Source organism: Halalkalibacter suaedae, assembly GCF_017939705.1.
Taxonomy (GTDB): domain Bacteria; phylum Bacillota; class Bacilli; order Bacillales; family Bacillaceae_D; genus Halalkalibacter; species Halalkalibacter suaedae.
Genome location: NZ_JAGKSQ010000004.1, coordinates 1 through 15,654 on the forward strand (window position 1 = coordinate 1; position 15,654 = coordinate 15,654).

The following is a 15,654-nucleotide window of genomic DNA, read 5'->3' on the forward strand; positions in this document are numbered from 1 at the left end:
TGCAAATAAGCTTGAATGGAAGTGTTTTACACACTGCCAACGCAACGCGTCAAAGCTTTATCCATATTCTGTTTTAAATTACAGTATGTGTATATTAATCTTGGAGGACTGTACTAAAAGTTTTTTTAAGAGGACAAAAAAAGACGAAGACCCCCGTCAGATCAACTTTCTCTGAGGGAGTCTACGTATATTTCATCCGCTTCGTGATTGCTTTGTTCGGTATTTCAGTTAGACACTTTAAATATGTTCCAGCTTTTTGTTTTACGCTAGTTTAATTGCGGGATTATCTTTTGTGTACTGTAAAATCTCACGCCAGATGAGATCTTCGGTTACTCGTGAGTTTGTCGGATCAGTTAGGTACCGCATCGTTAATTGGATTACACCATTTTTTACAGTTATATAGATCAATGGTGTGAGAGTAAGGTTTTCATAATGCAGTCGGTACATTCTTGATGCTTCGTGAACTTTTTCCTTTGCCTCTTCTGCTAATGGCTGTGCATGCTTATTAACGATAGCCTCAAGCTCTGCTTTTGCAGCTTCCCAATCACTATCAAGTGTAAGCATGACATTAATTTCATTCCAAATGTATTCAAAGCCTTTGTTGGCGTTAGTGATCGAGTGTAGAAAGATATAGTTGTTTGGTATATGAACAATCTTCCCAGTACTTTGTTCGCCATCTGTTTTTGGAGACACTTCCATAACGACGAAGTGAAAGATTTTTTGATTGATTACATCTCCAGTCCGATCATTCACAGTGATCCGATCCCCAACCACAAATGGTTTTTGAATAACGATAATTAGTAATGCAGCGATATTTGTAAAGATCTCTCTAAGAGCAATTGCTATTCCAGCAGAAATAAAGCCTACATAGATTGTCAAATCTAATCGTGACTCTGACCACATAATGATAAAGATAACGAATAAAATAACGAAGTGAACATAATACAATCTTTTTCGAGTTGTATAATAGACGCCGTTATCTTTAATTGATTTGAACAAGAGTTTGTTAATAATCCGAATTAGTTTAAAGTAGATCATTAGGATGATAAATGACGACAAAAGTTTATAGATCATAGGATTTTGATTGAAATATTGAATGATATCTTGCATAGTTAGGTCCTTTCTGCTAAGTAAAAGTATATAAACGTATATACATAGCATTTTAGCAGGTTGCCTTCTTGGTAACAATTAAATGTATGTTTTGATTAGGCGCATATTCAGAAGGATGTAAGTGGATAGGTAATTAAGTGTAAGAATTGCGGGAAGTTTTGTTAGTGGTGAATTGTTAGTCCTCAATTAAGGTTGAACGTAGGTTTGTCCCCTGACCCCCAGCGTATCAGCAGTAGGAGTCAGGAACCTATTTAGTAGTAATCGATTTTCAATTGTAAAAATCATAAGAAAATATAAAGAGTTTAATTAGCTTTCCTTATGATGAAAAGGGCATTTTCCTTCGATTGGTTTACTATCGTCCCCAATGAAAAATTGCTTCCATTCATTATGTTCAGGGTCGCCGAAATGAGATATGTCGGGATGTTTTGGGAGGTTATCCCATTTCTCTACTCGTTCCCTAACTTTCTCGCGCGACATAATACCACCTTTTTCTGTTCCCTCAAGTCCCTCAAAAATTCTTCGTGGTTGAAAGCCAAGGACGAGACTGTTTCCGAGATCACGTGTTTTTCTTTGTTTATAGGCAGGAGCATTTCCGAAAACAAAAATCGGTTCTCCTGCAAAATGAAAATCCCATAAGTAATGTTCAGGGTCCTTCGGTTTGTTTGAAGGCCACGGCTTCGAATCGTGTTCGTGAAGGTTTTGTAAGATATCCCAAAAACGTTGTCGATAATGCTCAAGATCGTCCTGCTCTTCTTCAGGTTCGACAAAGACAAAAAGACCATGACGAATAAGTGGTGGTTGATCAAATAGCTTGAGAAAATCTTCTAAAGCTAGTGGCAGATTTGACCAATCATCTTGGGTGATATAGGCATAACGCAATTCACCCTTGTTTTCTGCCTTCATTCCGAAATAACATGGAAATGTTTTATTGGTAACTGTTTCATGGAAAGTTGTGTACTCGCGTATGACCCATTCAGGTACAATTGTCGGATCAGTCATTTCTTCTTTAGTTAGTAGCTTATTTGCTGTACGCTGCATCGTATCGTTCTCCTTTGCCGTTATCTCTCTTCTTAAGTACCCACAGACCGAGCAAATGAAACCCATCATGAATAATCATTATATTCTCAGAGTTGAATGTTTAGTATAAAATAATCCCATGACAAGAGGCATGAATGAATATATTAATGGGAGGGGAGAGTCGCTAATCATAGCAAGTAAATTTATATACAAAAACCCCTTTGAGAAATTGTTTCTTAAAGGGGTTTCTGTATTTACTGGCTGCTCATATTTCATCTTACCAATATTCCTCTTCTTAATTCCTTAAGAAAACAGCACTTAAAATTACTAATACACCATAGCTTATTTTCTCTAAATACAGGACTAATTAGAGGAGGAATAATGTAAAAACCATTGATTAGTAAAAAGCTTGATCTACTTACAGGAATTGCCCTTTGCTTTATTTTAAAATATAGGGCAATATGAAAATAAACGCTAAGGGTTGATCACCATGAGATATAATTGGCTACTATGGTTACTAGCTATATTGGCACTAATTATACCGATTTTTCTTAGAAGAGAGTTCCCTCCAGAGGCATGGAATCTTCTGCAAGTGTCTACTTTAATCATGATTTTTCTATATCCTAGCTGGGGCGTTTTTATCGCTATGATGAGTATCACTGGCTTAATTATATACACGGCGGAATTGCTGTTTCTTCATAACCCGGTTCCAGCAGCTCCTATTGCACTAGCAAACATTCTTTCAAATGGTTTCCTTCTGTGCTTTGTGGTGTATTACAGAATTCAAAATGATAAATCAATTAAAAAGTTACAAAACTTATCATATCGGGATCCAATGACAAATCTTTATAATCGTCGTTATTTAGATAATTATATGGTTATAGAACTTCAGCAATCTAATAAAAAGTTTGAGGAATCTAGTGTAATTATCTGTGATATTGACAAGTTTAAAAAAATCAATGATACATATGGTCATTTGTACGGTGACCACGTGATAAAGACGGTCGCACTTCAGCTTGAAAAATTCATTCATCAAGATGATGTATTAATTCGTCTTGGTGGAGAGGAATTCCTAATTTTTCTTCCTAAGTCTAATAAGAATGAAGCATATGAGATGGCTGAGGCGATTCGTCGTCAGATTAATCAGAGTGACATCTACTATATGGACCAAACGATTGCGATTACGATGAGCTTTGGAATTTCAGGGTTCAACTGCACGGGAACGATTGAAGAGGTTATTGACAACGCAGATAAGGCACTATACAAGGCAAAGAAAGAGGGACGAAATAGATCGTATATGTATGATAGCACCATCTCCAGTTGAGGAATGGGCTTCCCTTATTTAAGTAGGAATGGTGATAAATTAGCGTGTTGCAGTCTATACTTGTTAAATTTAGCATGATAGAATTACTTTGTCTGGCTATTTGTTTACATAAGTTTCTAAAATTCTTTTGTTAAGTAGTCGATCTATGACTAAGATGATTTCACTTCTTCGATTTCAATAGCACTCGCTGAAGGACTTTAAAAAGCATACACCCATAGACATAGATTCGGAGGATAAAGAAAAATGAATTTAGTTGCTTCTCATTCATATAAAAGACTAGAGAAATCGGCTCAACATATATTTAAATTATTAAGCAAAAACATGCATGTGAACACGTTTTGTATAACTCAGGTAGCTGACGGAGTACAAAGTAATGTTATTTACGTGTTCAACAGAAATCAAGTGCTATTTGAATCTGGCATCTCTCTTCCACTAGGAGATGCTTATTGACGTTTACTTATGGAAAGTGGTCGGGAACCACTTAAGATAGAAGACACTGCACAACATCCTATCGCAAGTAATCTTCCTCCAACAGAAGAGTTTGGAATTAAGTGTTTTTTAGGGGCTCCGATTATTTTAGGGGATGGTACACTATTTGGAAATATCTGTGCAGTAGGAACCGAAGAGTATACTTTTTCAGAAGATAATATTGAAATTATTAAAAGCATGGCTGATTTTTTTGCATATGTGATCGAGCTTGAGAATTCAGTATTTCAAGATTCATTGACAGGATTAAATAACCGCCGCTTTGTTGATCAGTTTTTATCAACGATCACTTTTCAAAGAGGTGCAGTTCTCTTTTTAGATTTGGATAACTTTAAAAGTATAAATGACAGCTACGGTCACGATATTGGGGATGGGGTACTAATAGAAGTGAGTCAACGATTAAAAAAGATCGTGCGGAAAAATGATCATCTAGTCCGACTTGCTGGCGATGAATTCTTAGTTATTCTACCTGATTTAGATCAAGAAGAATCGAGTCAGGTTGCAGAAAGAATGTTAGATGCTCTTTCAGAGACTGTGACACTAAAAGGTTATTCGTTCTCAGTGACTGCAAGTATAGGTAGTAGCTTCTTTCCTGAAGATGGAAAAACGCTAGAAGTATTGATGAAAAAGGCTGATATTTCGATGTATGCAGCCAAAAGGCAAGGGGACAACGTATATAAGACCTACTCAGAAGATAGGGATATTGAAAGTACTTCCTACTCAAAAGCTACTGAGGATTCCTCTATGGGTAGATCAGCATCGTTAATTAATGGTCAGAAGAAAATCCTGGAAATGGTATTAAATGAGTTTCCTCTCCAGGATATTTTACATTATTTAGTTAGCTGGATAGAAAAGCAAACTGATTCACATATTTGCTCTATTTCCCTATTTGATGAGATGTTACAATCGCTCATTTTGACTGCTGCCCCTAACTTACCAATTGAGTTTAGGGATGAAATAAAAGTACTTCCTATTGGTACGAATATCGGTTCATGCGGAGCGGCTGCAGCTGAAAAGCGTCTCGTTATTACTGAGAATATTTCTTTAGACCCAAAATGGACAGACTATAAGGAATCCGCATTACAATCAGGACTGCATTCTTGTTGGTCGATGCCAATACTCTCCTCAAAGAATAAATTAATAGGAACCTTTGCTATTTATGGTCTAAGTCCCAAAACACCGAATGAAGCAGATATTTATTTTCTTCAGAGTGTTAGTTATCTCATTTGTTTAGCAATTGAGCGAAAAGAGGCTGTAGAATCATTAGATCAACTATCTAATTGTGATTTGCTTACTGGTGTTGGTAACCGAACGTTTTTTTATCAACAGCTTAATCAGAGCCTTAAGACCTTGAACGATTCAACTAAATTGGCTTTACTCTTTGTTGATATAGATCGATTTAAAAAAATGAATAGTTCAATGGGTCTTTACTTCGGTGATCAAGTTTTAAAGGTGACAGTTGAGCGAATGAATCATGTGATTGATCAGACTCGTCATAAATTATTTCGGATTGATGGGGATGAATTTGTCATTATTTTGGATTTGAATCCGGGAGAAAATCCATCTGAAATAGCAAAAGATATCTTAAACGTCTTTAAGGAGCCTTTCCATTATCAAAATGAAGAGTTTACGATTCCGATAAGGGTCGGTGTGAGTATTCACCAAGAAGGTGAAGAAATAGAACAGCTAATAAACAAGGGATTAAAAGCACTCGTTTATGCAAAGAAATCCGACAATCTTTATATTGCAGGAAAGGTAGCTTCAGATACCTCACAGGATCATAACCGTTTTATACTCGAAAATGATTTGAGAAAAGTGATCGAACGTAATGAACTGTCTTTGGTCTATCAACCACAGTATGATATGAATCGTAATGAAATGATAGGGATGGAAGCTTTAATTCGTTGGAAACATGCAGAAAAGGGCTTTATATCTCCAGTCGACTTTATTCCGCTTGCTGAAGAGAATGGCTCCATTATCGCAATTGGAAATTGGGTATTACTAACAGTCTGTAATCAAATAAATGAATGGAAGGCTAAAGGCTTTCTCGTACCTACAGTTGCAGTCAACATCTCTCCAGTGCAGCTTCAAAATGAGAATTTCGTCCAATCTTTATTAGATATATTTACCTTAACTGGCTGTGAACCAACATCAATCTCTCTTGAGATCACAGAAAGCATGACATTAGACATTGAAAAGACAATGAGTCTCTTTAAGCAATTAAATGACATAAACATCAATATAAGTGTCGATGATTTTGGTACGGGCTATAGCTCATTGTATTATCTGGATCAATTGCCGATTGACCAAGTTAAAATTGATAAATCCTTTATTCAAAATAAGAGTAAGCAAGCGATTGTAAAAAGCATTGTTGAAATGGCTAATAATCTGCAAATAGAGGTCATTGCTGAAGGGGTAGAAACAAGTGAACAGGTACAATTTCTTCAGGAAATAAACTGCACCTATGCACAGGGTTACTACTTTAGCAAACCTATCTCCGATGTAGAAAAGTTATTACGATTGAAATAAATGAAAGCCCACCTGTAAAGAAGGTGGGCTTTTGTCTATTAGCCTAGTTGAAATCTCACAGCAATGAGACTCAATTAAACTAGCGATTACTGACCAGTTTCTGTTGAGAATGGTGATGCTGGTAGCCCTTCTTTATTATAAAGATTTGCTTCTACGGGATTATCCTCCCATGCATACCGAACATGGCAAGGTTCGTTTATTTGCTCGTGGTAAACAACGACCGTAGGGCCATGAATACTTGCTGTTGCGGGGACAAATCGACCATCCTTCCCACTTATCATAAAGCATTGTAATGCTCCATTTCGGGCGGTCAGTCCGCCTCCCACATGATCAAAATGCAAGTGAATCGAACTTCCGATTCGCTCCATTTTTTGATACAATGGGCCACTATATATAATGTCATCATTATAAGCAAGCTTCCTAGCAGATAAGGCTAGACGTTGTCCCAGTGTTTTCTTATTTTGTGGGTGTAAGTCATTAGACTCACCGATGTCAATCGTCACAGCCATTGCTGTATTGGGAAGAGTAAGCGACTTCCGCTGTTCTTCACGTAAGACGGCCCAGTTATTATTTTCGGTGTCTTTTGCCCCGGTATCGAAATTCGCAAGTTGAGTATAGATAAAGGGAAACTCACTGTTATCCCAATTAGCACGCCAGTCCTTAACGACGTTTCTGAACAGAGTCCTATACCCTTCAGGAGTGTGGGTGTTTGATTCCCCTTGATACCAAAGGACACCTTTTACTTGATAGTGATTTAGTGGTGCAATCATTCCATTATATAAACCAGCCGGTTCGTATTGAAAAAAAGTAGCTGGTTCAAGTTGCTTCATCATTGCTCCGATTCGGTAGTGCCAGGTTCCTGATAAGTCTAGTTCCTGATCATTTGCAAATAGCTTATATGGCATTTCTTTAATGAAGCTACCAGTATTCTGGGTTGTCATGACTCTGACTGCAATTGAATTTCTCCCAGGTTTCAGTAATCCACTTGGAATTGAATACCTTCTTGGCGGATACATATAGCCTGTGCTGCCAATAAGGATTCCATTAATATACGTTTCGTCAGCGTCAATAATTGTCCCCATTGCTAACTTGGCCTCGCAATCAGTCATTAAAGCAGGTAGCTCAAATTCTTTTCGAAACCAGACTGACCCGCGTATTGCTTCAAGCTCGCTTCCATGCCATGAGTTTGGTAGTTGAAATTCACTCCAAGCTGATGAATGAGCCAATTCCTTGTTAAACCAAGCTTCTTTTAGTCCAAGATCCTTTTCATTGAGAACATTAAACCAATTTGTCTGTCGTTCTTCGTCAGCTGATTTCGTTGTGGCAATATAAGAATCATCCTTACACTGAATTAGACGGTTTTCGTACCCACCTAGTTCTAGTAAGGTTTTCTCACTGATCCAAGCTTCTGCAGGTGTTCCACCTACAGCTGTGTGAATTAATCCGATGGGAACGCCATATAATTCATAAAGTTCTTTAGCAAAAAAATAACCAACTGCACTAAATTCTAAGACAGATTCTTGATTAGCAGCAACCCACTCACCTCTTGTTAAGATATGCTGTGGTTCATGAAAATCATAGTTCTGTGGAACATGAAACTTCCTAATAAAAGGTGAATTAACCGCTTTCATTTCTTCAGAAAATAAATCAAGCGTTCGGCTAATTGGCAGCTCCATATTTGATTGCCCACCAAGCACCCATACATCGCCAATTAATATATCTTGTAATAATATCTCTTCGTCTGCGCTGATTCTCATTTGGTGGGGACCACCTGCTTCTAAATTTTCCAACGTAATCTTCCATACTCCGTTACTATCTGAGATCGTTCGATAGGATTTTCCGAGAAAAGACATTTCCACCTGTTGAAATGGAGTCGTGTTACCTGATAGTGTTACTTTTTTATTACGCTGGAGGACCATACCGTCACTTATTATGCTTGATAGAATCATAGTTTCACCTCTTATAAGAAGAATTATCATCTTTAAAATGATCATACCTATTAAAGGGTTCAAAAGCAAAATCTTTCTTTGGATTAGTTCGGCACATCTAGCCTGTATGGATATTTATGGTAAACTGTAGTGGGTTTGATTAGTTAAGAGAAGAGGGATGAAAGATGGCAATTGATTTTCATAGTCAAGAAAACCGTAATACGTATACAACTAGAAGTGCGGACCATTCATGGACGGACATCATTAAAGGACTTGTACCTATCGAGAATCTATCTAAAGCTCTGGATATTGGCTGTGGTGGAGGAATTTATGCCAAGGCTCTATCAGACATGGGAGTGGACACAGTCACTGGTATTGATTTTTCCGAGGCAATCCTTGAAGGTGCAAGGCAGAACTGTAAAGAATACAAGAATATTTCATTCCAACTTGGTCATGCTTTTGAAACTAATTTAGATAGTGATAAATATGATTTACTGCTTGAAAGAGCATTGATTCACCATATTAAGGATTTGTCCTCATGTTTCCGAGAGGCATTTAGAGTGTTAGAACAAGGCGGAACGTATATTGTTCAAGATCGAACTCCAGAGGATTGTTTATTAGAGGGAGATGAAAATCATGTAAGGGGATATTTCTTTGAATTGTTCCCAAGGTTAATTGAAAAAGAAACTGAACGGCGTCATAAGAGCACTGTTGTTATCGAATTACTGAAGAAAGCTGGATTTAATAACATTCAAGAAGTTAGGTTATGGGAAACACGACAAGTTTGGAAACATAAAGAGCAGTTACTAACAGATCTAAGTGGACGAACAGGAAGAAGCATTTTATATGAATTAGATGATAATGAGATGAGGTTACTTATTACTCATATTGATCAGTCACTAACCAAGGATACGAATATAGTTGAAAAGGATCGATGGACTATATGGAAGGCGACCAAATAGTCTAAAGGTCTGCTGACAAACAGTAGACTTTTTTAATCATAGTAAAAGAAAACACCACGAAATTATTAATGTTCATAAAAAAGAAGATCTGTGCTATTGACTTTTTGGATAAATACGGTATAATATTTATAAATTAATAACCGAGAGATGCTTATTCAAACTCGAATCGATTAGGTCGCTTTAGCCAATTTTTAATAATAAATTATTGATTGTTGGAAAAAGAATCCTATTTGAAGTTCAGAGAAGAATAAAATAAATCGGTATATTTCTTGACTAAGTGACTAGTCTAGGGGTATACCGATTTTTTGTTTTTTGGGAGAGGATGCTTATTGAAAAGAGTAAGAAGGATGTTTTCTGAATTAGTGTGTATAAAAGGGTATGATTTGTGCTAGCTTACTAGCTAAATAACCTGTTAAATGAAAGGGAGATCTTTAAAAGACTCTAGGGTCAGTTAAAGGTAAACCGACAAATTTGTTTCAAATGACGAAATCATTTGAAGCTTGAATTTGTCGGTTTTTTTATTGGGTAATTAATCTTAAGGAGGAGTATTAATGAGCGAAATTATTTTACAGAATTTACTATCACCTGTTGTCTTATTTTTTATATTAGGTATTATTGCGGCTATATTTAAATCGGATTTGAAATTTCCAAGCGGTCTAAGTGAGGCACTAAGTATCTATTTATTAATTGCAATTGGAATCAAAGGAGGCATCGAGCTTTCACATTATTCGATTGAATCTGTAATAGCTCCAATTGCGGGTGCGTTATTCATAGGAATTATTATCCCGATCATTACGCTATTAATCTTAAAATTGATCAAAATGGATTTTAAAAATTCTATAGGTTTAGCTGCCACATACGGTTCAATCAGTATTGTTACATACGGAGCGGCAATCTCGTTTCTTGATAAAAGCGGGATAAGCTATGAAGGGTTTATGAATGCAATCGTTGTGCTTATGGAAAGTCCAGCAATTTTAGTTTCATTGCTACTATTAAAGATCGTTGAAAATAAGGATAATCCATCATCTCTTCCTACACAAAGTATGGGACTAGTTCATAGTTCTGGGAGTTTAATTAATAAAGAAGTCATAAGAGAGAGTCTTTTTGGGAAAAGTATTTTGCTTTTAGTCGGGAGTTTAGTTATAGGACTCATTTTAGGAGAACGTGCTGTTCCAATGGTTAAACCTTTATTCATGGATTTATACAATAGTGTCTTAATTCTCTTTTTATTAAATATGGGGCTAATTGCCGGACAGCGTCTGCCAGAGGTTAAAAAACACGGATTGAAACTATTATTATTTGGATTATTGACACCACTTCTTTTTGGAAGTTTAGGAGTACTTGTTGGTAGTGTAGTTGGTTTGTCTTTAGGTGGAACGACCTTAATGGGTGTATTAGCAGGGAGTGCCTCATATATCGCTGCTCCTGCAGCATTAAAAACGTCTGTACCAGAAGCAAACCCATCGATTTATTTAGGACTATCTTTAGGAGTAACCTTTCCTTTTAATCTGATCATTGGAATACCAGTTTACTATGAAATAGCGAAATGGATACAATAGGAGGAAGAGACATGGAAACGATAGATAAGACTAAGAATACAAAGTCCTTAACTATAACGAGTCTTAATGAAGAGGTTCTTTCTTTCCTGCCAGTCATTACAAATAAGAAGACGGACGAACTACTAGTTTTGAACTGTTTTGGAGAAATGAATTCAGATCAAGAGAGCTGTTTAATTAGAGATATTATTTTAGCCGTATATAGCGAACGGGTAGAAGAGGTATATATCATTGTTGAAGAAGATTATAAACCATATAGTATTACTGAGGACATACTACTTAGCAAACATAGTGTGTCAAAGACTGCTCTCAAAACCATCCGGCCTAATCAAATAGACGAGAAAAGCGTAACCGATTGGTTAAATGGTACAAGGTCTGTGACTGAAACAATAAGAAACAATCTAGAGATGATCAGGAATCATCCATTACTACCAAATTCAGTTTCAGTAAACGGTTTTATTGTCAATATAGAAACAAGTCAGTTTAGCGTTGTAGACTAATCATCTATGCTAGTAAATTGTATAAATCCATAATTCAAAAAATAGTTAAAATAAAGTTAAAGAGTTCTAAAACAATTAGACAACAACCAAGATACGCAGAAGTTAGAGCGAATCTTGGTTGTTTTTTTACTTACTTTTATTTGGGATTTTATGTTAAATTAATAGTGTGAAAAGAGGATTAGAAGTTGAACTTATACATAAGGAGAGGTACTGTATGAATCGAATTAATTTAATTACTTTAGGTGTGCATGATATGAAAGTCTCGTTGAAGTTCTATAGAGATGGACTGGGTTTTACAACATCTGTTAGTGAAGAAAACCCAGGTGTCGTCTTCTTTAGTAATGGTGGCACTAAGTTAGCTCTATATCCTCTAGATGAGTTAGCAAAGGATATTAATCAAGAGGAACCTCCAACTCGGAATGGTTTTTCGGGCATAACCTTGGCATATAACGCTAAATCAGCTGAAGAAGTAGATCTAATGATCAAAAGAGCTAAAATAGCTGGAGGGAAAATCGTCAAAATGCCCCAACGGGTTTTTTGGGGAGGGTATAGTGGATATTTTACCGACCCTGATGGCTACTATTGGGAAGTAGCTTATGGAGAAGACTGGAAATTTGATGAGCATGATATGTTAGTTGTTGGATAAATTTTTATATTGAAATAAGAGTTGAACGTGGGAATAGCTGTCTTAGATATGACAGAAAAGTATAGGGAGGCAATAGTATGATGAGGGTGATGTTTATCCTTGCTGCTTTATGTATTCCTTTTTTTGCTTATATTGATAAAGGAGCTACTGGGATTTTACTAGGGTTATTCTTTATGATTCTTGGTGCTTTTTTTAGTAAACCGAGATTTGGTAGGGACCGCAAGAATTGAATTGAGAGTTGCAGCCGACAGAAGTAGTACTAATTAGAAGGGGTTATGTAAATGAAAGAAAAATTAGTTAGAGTAGGAACAACCTATATACCTGTCACAAACATAGAGCAGTCTTCTGAGTGGTATACGAGTAATGTAGGAGCAGTATTAACCTATAAGGATCAAGACAAAGCAATCCTTAATCTAGCAAACCAAAGTATGTTCCTCGTGAAATCAAAAGAAAACCAACGAGCAAATTTCATTGATAGTTATGGTGAAGAGCGATTTTCTTTAACATTTGAAGTTGATGGGTTAGATGCGTTAAAGGCAATACATCAAGAATTTACTGATAAAGAAATAAGAGTTGGAGAAATTGAGGATAGAGGACATGCTGGCCGGAATTTCATTTTCTACGATATCGATGGAAATAAATTCGATGTTTGGAGTGAATTGAGTCCAGATTTCAAAGGTAATTCAAAATCTTATTAGAAAAAAAGTAGCAAGAGCAGCCCCGAATAAGTGATGGAGCTGCTCTTTTATTTTAATTTAACATTTAATAGATTTATCTTTTTCGATTTTTGTTAGATAATTTAGAAATCCTTAAATCCTTCTTTAGACTTTCTTTAGATTTGCTTTCTATACTGAGAAAGCAACAAAGAGAAATTGAGGAGGATGGTTATGGGAGATTCAGTTATGTTTACGATTCATTCATGGTATTTACTTGTTCCAATCTTTTTTATAGGGTTATTGTGGTTGGTGATATGGGCAAAACGAAGGAAAGAGAGAGTCAATCCAGCTCAGTTTGTTGTCTTACTTTCATTTGGGATATACTTGCTTTGCGTCTTTCATTTAGTATTTTTTCCGATTGATGTGAATATAGGGACATATGCAAATCAGACTCCGTGGTATAAGAGTATTAATTTTTTTCCTGTATTAACGATTGATCTAACAACTTTTGTGTTGAATATTATAATGTTAGTCCCGTTTGGAATGTACCTTCCGTTTCTGAAAAAAACCGTTGATTCTGTTAAAGATGCGGCAAAGCTGGGTTTCATGTTGAGTTTATCGTTTGAGATGATACAACTGCTTATACGGATAACATTGGGTAGTGGACGTAGCACAGATATTAATGACTTACTAGCAAATACAGCAGGTGCGGCTATCGGTTATCTTATCATCAAGAAATTGTTTCAGGTCTCACCTATTAAGAATTTGTTTGCAAAGTTTCAACTCTGACCTATGTAAGGAGGCAAAGCTGATGACGAGAATAGTCATTGTAGATGATGATCAGCATATAGCTGAGTTAATCGAAGTGTATCTCAAGAATGAAGGATATGAAATTGAAAAAGCAGGAGACGGACTAGAAGCACTAAAACTTATAGAGCGTGCTCCTGCAGACCTCATCATACTAGATATTATGATGCCAAGGATGGATGGGCTAGAGCTTTGCAAACATATCCGCAAAACAAATCAAGTTCCAATCCTAATGATCAGTGCAAAGGTTGAAGATATGGACAAGATTGTCGGCTTAATGACAGGAGCAGATGATTATATGAGTAAACCGTTTAATCCTTTAGAGTTAACAGCAAGGGTTAAAGCCCTCCTCCGACGAGCGAATTACAAATCTTTAGTGACTGAAGAGGATGTGATACAAATTGGTTCCTTAGAAGTTGATAAACAAAGTCATACGGTGATGGCAGCTGGAGTTGTAATTAAGCTCACGGCAATTGAATTCAATATTCTATTTCTACTAGCCAAAAATCGAGGACGTGTCTTTGCATCTGAAGAGATATTTGAAAAAATCTGGAATGAAGATGGTACTGGATCAAACAAAACCGTAATGGTCCATATTAGCAATCTTCGCGATAAAATCGAAGCGGCTTTGCCCGGGGAAGTGATTATCCAAACGGTTTGGGGAGTTGGGTATAAAATTGAAAAATAATCTGATTAAAGTCATTCGTTTTGTACCTAAGTGGAAGATTTTAGGGTATATTCTTCTCTCATTTTTCCTCGCGATGGGTACAGTAGTTATTCTATTTCCTGTTGTGTGGTATTTAGAGGACGAATCAAGATTTTTTGAGAGTTTATTTATTGTCCTATCTTATTTCCATTTGTTTGTCGTTTTCATATTTTATGGAATGGTCATGTGCTTATATTTACTACTCTTTTATCTATATGAGCGAAAACAGTATCTGGTGTTTCATTTGAAAAAAATAACGGAAAATGTTCAGCAATTAGCTGGAGGGAAACAATTCTCGGGAACTATTTCAGAGACAGAAGAATTCCAATCACTTGCTAGGGGTATTGAGCAAATAATGATAAGAGCCGAACAGGCAATCGAAGATGTGAAAAAAGCTGAACAGACGAAGAGTGAACTTATCACGAATGTAGCTCATGATCTTAGGTCACCACTCACCTCGATAATTGGCTATTTAGATCTTATTAATGAAGATCGTTATAGGGATGAAGTGGAGCTTCGTTATTACATTCAGGTGATACACGATAAGACCGCGAGCTTGCATGGGTTAATTAATGATATTTTTGATTATACATATGTCCAAAATCAGCAAGTCATTCTCAAACAAGACCAAATTGATATTGAAGAAATGATTAATCAATTAGTCGTTCAAACTCGAATTCAAGTGGAAGAAGCAAATATGGAATTACGACAATTGTCATTAGCTGAGGAAGCAATCATCCATGGCGATGGAAGTAAGCTTGCAAGAGTATTTGAAAATCTCTTTCAAAACGCGATTCGTTATGGTGAGGAAGGTACCTTAATTGACGTAAGCATTAGTGACACCGAGAAGGCAGTTAAGGTTGCCATTACAAACTATGGTCAAGTCATCCCAAGTTTTGATATACCTCATATTTTTGAACGATTTTATCGAGTAGAGAAATCACGGTCTCGCTTTACTGGGGGTTCTGGATTAGGGTTAGCCATTGCAAAAGGGATCATTGACCTCCACAAAGGAACCATTGAAGTGGAGAGTGCTAACGGGAGAACGACTTTTACAGTGGTGCTTTTAAAAGAACGATGAAGTAATAATTAGTATGATAGAAATAAATAACTGTTCAAACAATAGTCTGAATGTGGATTTTTGGGGAAGTAGAATCTGTGATCAAATAAAGCAACGAAATGTGCAACCAGTTCCTATGGGTTGCTCTTTTTTTGGTTCGATTGTTCATGAAAATACAGACAGGAACTTTTGATTATTGTTATAATTACCATAATATAGTTAATTTGCTCAGGAATATATACTACTAATAATCTTAATATGTTAAAAACAATGTTATGTGATTACTAGTGTCACACTAAGCGTATAGATTGGATGCGATAAAAATGTTCTATAAAATATTAATAATCATGGCGACAATTATTTTCAT

At 36.2% G+C, this 15,654-nt stretch carries 14 protein-coding genes; 11 read left to right on the forward strand and 3 right to left on the reverse strand.

Features of this window, described 5'->3' with window-relative positions; all coding sequences use genetic code 11:
* Nucleotides 1-261: 261 nt before the first annotated feature.
* Both J7W16_RS10345 and J7W16_RS10350 read right to left on the reverse strand, forming a co-directional pair.
* Nucleotides 262-1,110, reverse strand: coding sequence for a mechanosensitive ion channel domain-containing protein (locus J7W16_RS10345; protein WP_210597243.1), 849 nt, complete (start codon nt 1,108-1,110; stop codon nt 262-264).
* A 306-nt stretch (nt 1,111-1,416) separates the two neighbouring features.
* On the reverse strand, nt 1,417-2,148 hold the full coding sequence (locus J7W16_RS10350; protein ID WP_210597244.1) for a YqcI/YcgG family protein: 732 nt from the start codon (nt 2,146-2,148) through the stop codon (nt 1,417-1,419).
* Nucleotides 2,149-2,617: 469 nt separating this feature from the next.
* Between J7W16_RS10350 and J7W16_RS10355 the strand changes: the two genes are divergently transcribed.
* Both J7W16_RS10355 and J7W16_RS10360 read left to right on the forward strand, forming a co-directional pair.
* On the forward strand, nt 2,618-3,451 hold the full coding sequence (locus J7W16_RS10355) for a GGDEF domain-containing protein (RefSeq protein WP_210597245.1): 834 nt from the start codon (nt 2,618-2,620) through the stop codon (nt 3,449-3,451).
* Between the two features lie 459 nt (nt 3,452-3,910).
* The gene (locus J7W16_RS10360) at nt 3,911-6,466 is read left to right on the forward strand and encodes a diguanylate cyclase domain-containing protein (protein ID WP_210597246.1); all 2,556 of its coding nucleotides are present in this window, start codon (nt 3,911-3,913) and stop codon (nt 6,464-6,466) included.
* Nucleotides 6,467-6,552: 86 nt separating this feature from the next.
* Here J7W16_RS10360 and J7W16_RS10365 read toward each other — a convergent pair whose 3' ends face one another.
* Complete coding sequence (locus tag J7W16_RS10365) at nt 6,553-8,415, reverse strand: sialate O-acetylesterase (RefSeq protein ID WP_210597247.1); 1,863 nt, start codon at nt 8,413-8,415, stop codon at nt 6,553-6,555.
* 164 nt (nt 8,416-8,579) lie between these two features.
* Here J7W16_RS10365 and J7W16_RS10370 point away from each other — a divergent pair, with 164 nt between their 5' ends.
* From J7W16_RS10370 to J7W16_RS10410, 9 genes are all read left to right on the forward strand, one after another.
* The gene (locus J7W16_RS10370) at nt 8,580-9,356 is read left to right on the forward strand and encodes a class I SAM-dependent methyltransferase (protein ID WP_210597248.1); all 777 of its coding nucleotides are present in this window, start codon (nt 8,580-8,582) and stop codon (nt 9,354-9,356) included.
* A gap of 551 nt (nt 9,357-9,907) precedes the next feature.
* On the forward strand, nt 9,908-10,915 hold the full coding sequence (locus J7W16_RS10375; protein ID WP_210597249.1) for a sodium-dependent bicarbonate transport family permease: 1,008 nt from the start codon (nt 9,908-9,910) through the stop codon (nt 10,913-10,915).
* An 11-nt stretch (nt 10,916-10,926) separates the two neighbouring features.
* A complete protein-coding gene (locus tag J7W16_RS10380; protein WP_210597250.1) occupies nt 10,927-11,412 on the forward strand; it encodes a carbonic anhydrase in 486 nt (161 codons plus the stop codon).
* A 214-nt stretch (nt 11,413-11,626) separates the two neighbouring features.
* Nucleotides 11,627-12,058, forward strand: a complete 432-nt coding sequence (locus J7W16_RS10385) for a VOC family protein (protein ID WP_210597251.1) — start codon at nt 11,627-11,629, stop codon at nt 12,056-12,058.
* Between the two features lie 77 nt (nt 12,059-12,135).
* Nucleotides 12,136-12,288 (forward strand): hypothetical protein, encoded by a 153-nt coding sequence (locus J7W16_RS10390; protein WP_210597252.1) that lies wholly within the window; start codon nt 12,136-12,138, stop codon nt 12,286-12,288.
* Between the two features lie 51 nt (nt 12,289-12,339).
* Entirely contained in the window at nt 12,340-12,756 is a 417-nt protein-coding gene (locus tag J7W16_RS10395) for a VOC family protein (RefSeq protein WP_210597253.1), read from the forward strand.
* 189 nt (nt 12,757-12,945) lie between these two features.
* Nucleotides 12,946-13,503 (forward strand): VanZ family protein, encoded by a 558-nt coding sequence (locus tag J7W16_RS10400; protein WP_210597254.1) that lies wholly within the window; start codon nt 12,946-12,948, stop codon nt 13,501-13,503.
* Nucleotides 13,504-13,522: 19 nt separating this feature from the next.
* Nucleotides 13,523-14,209, forward strand: coding sequence for a response regulator transcription factor (locus J7W16_RS10405; RefSeq protein WP_210597627.1), 687 nt, complete (start codon nt 13,523-13,525; stop codon nt 14,207-14,209).
* Nucleotides 14,199-15,308 (forward strand): sensor histidine kinase, encoded by a 1,110-nt coding sequence (locus J7W16_RS10410; protein WP_210597255.1) that lies wholly within the window; start codon nt 14,199-14,201, stop codon nt 15,306-15,308. The genes J7W16_RS10405 and J7W16_RS10410 overlap by 11 nt, the downstream gene beginning before the upstream one ends.
* The last annotated feature ends 346 nt before the right edge of the window (nt 15,309-15,654 follow it).

Bases quoted from the DNA above. Each gene is read 5' to 3' on its own strand.
- J7W16_RS10345 (WP_210597243.1), bottom strand. From the start codon at position 1,110: ATGCAAGATATCATTCAATATTTCAATCAAAATCCTATGATCTATAAA.
- J7W16_RS10350 (WP_210597244.1), bottom strand. From the start codon at position 2,148: ATGCAGCGTACAGCAAATAAGCTACTAACTAAAGAAGAAATGACTGAT.
- J7W16_RS10355 (WP_210597245.1), top strand. From the start codon at position 2,618: ATGAGATATAATTGGCTACTATGGTTACTAGCTATATTGGCACTAATT.
- J7W16_RS10360 (WP_210597246.1), top strand. From the start codon at position 3,911: ATGGAAAGTGGTCGGGAACCACTTAAGATAGAAGACACTGCACAACAT.
- J7W16_RS10365 (WP_210597247.1), bottom strand. From the start codon at position 8,415: ATGATTCTATCAAGCATAATAAGTGACGGTATGGTCCTCCAGCGTAAT.
- J7W16_RS10370 (WP_210597248.1), top strand. From the start codon at position 8,580: ATGGCAATTGATTTTCATAGTCAAGAAAACCGTAATACGTATACAACT.
- J7W16_RS10375 (WP_210597249.1), top strand. From the start codon at position 9,908: ATGAGCGAAATTATTTTACAGAATTTACTATCACCTGTTGTCTTATTT.
- J7W16_RS10380 (WP_210597250.1), top strand. From the start codon at position 10,927: ATGGAAACGATAGATAAGACTAAGAATACAAAGTCCTTAACTATAACG.
- J7W16_RS10385 (WP_210597251.1), top strand. From the start codon at position 11,627: ATGAATCGAATTAATTTAATTACTTTAGGTGTGCATGATATGAAAGTC.
- J7W16_RS10390 (WP_210597252.1), top strand. From the start codon at position 12,136: ATGATGAGGGTGATGTTTATCCTTGCTGCTTTATGTATTCCTTTTTTT.
- J7W16_RS10395 (WP_210597253.1), top strand. From the start codon at position 12,340: ATGAAAGAAAAATTAGTTAGAGTAGGAACAACCTATATACCTGTCACA.
- J7W16_RS10400 (WP_210597254.1), top strand. From the start codon at position 12,946: ATGGGAGATTCAGTTATGTTTACGATTCATTCATGGTATTTACTTGTT.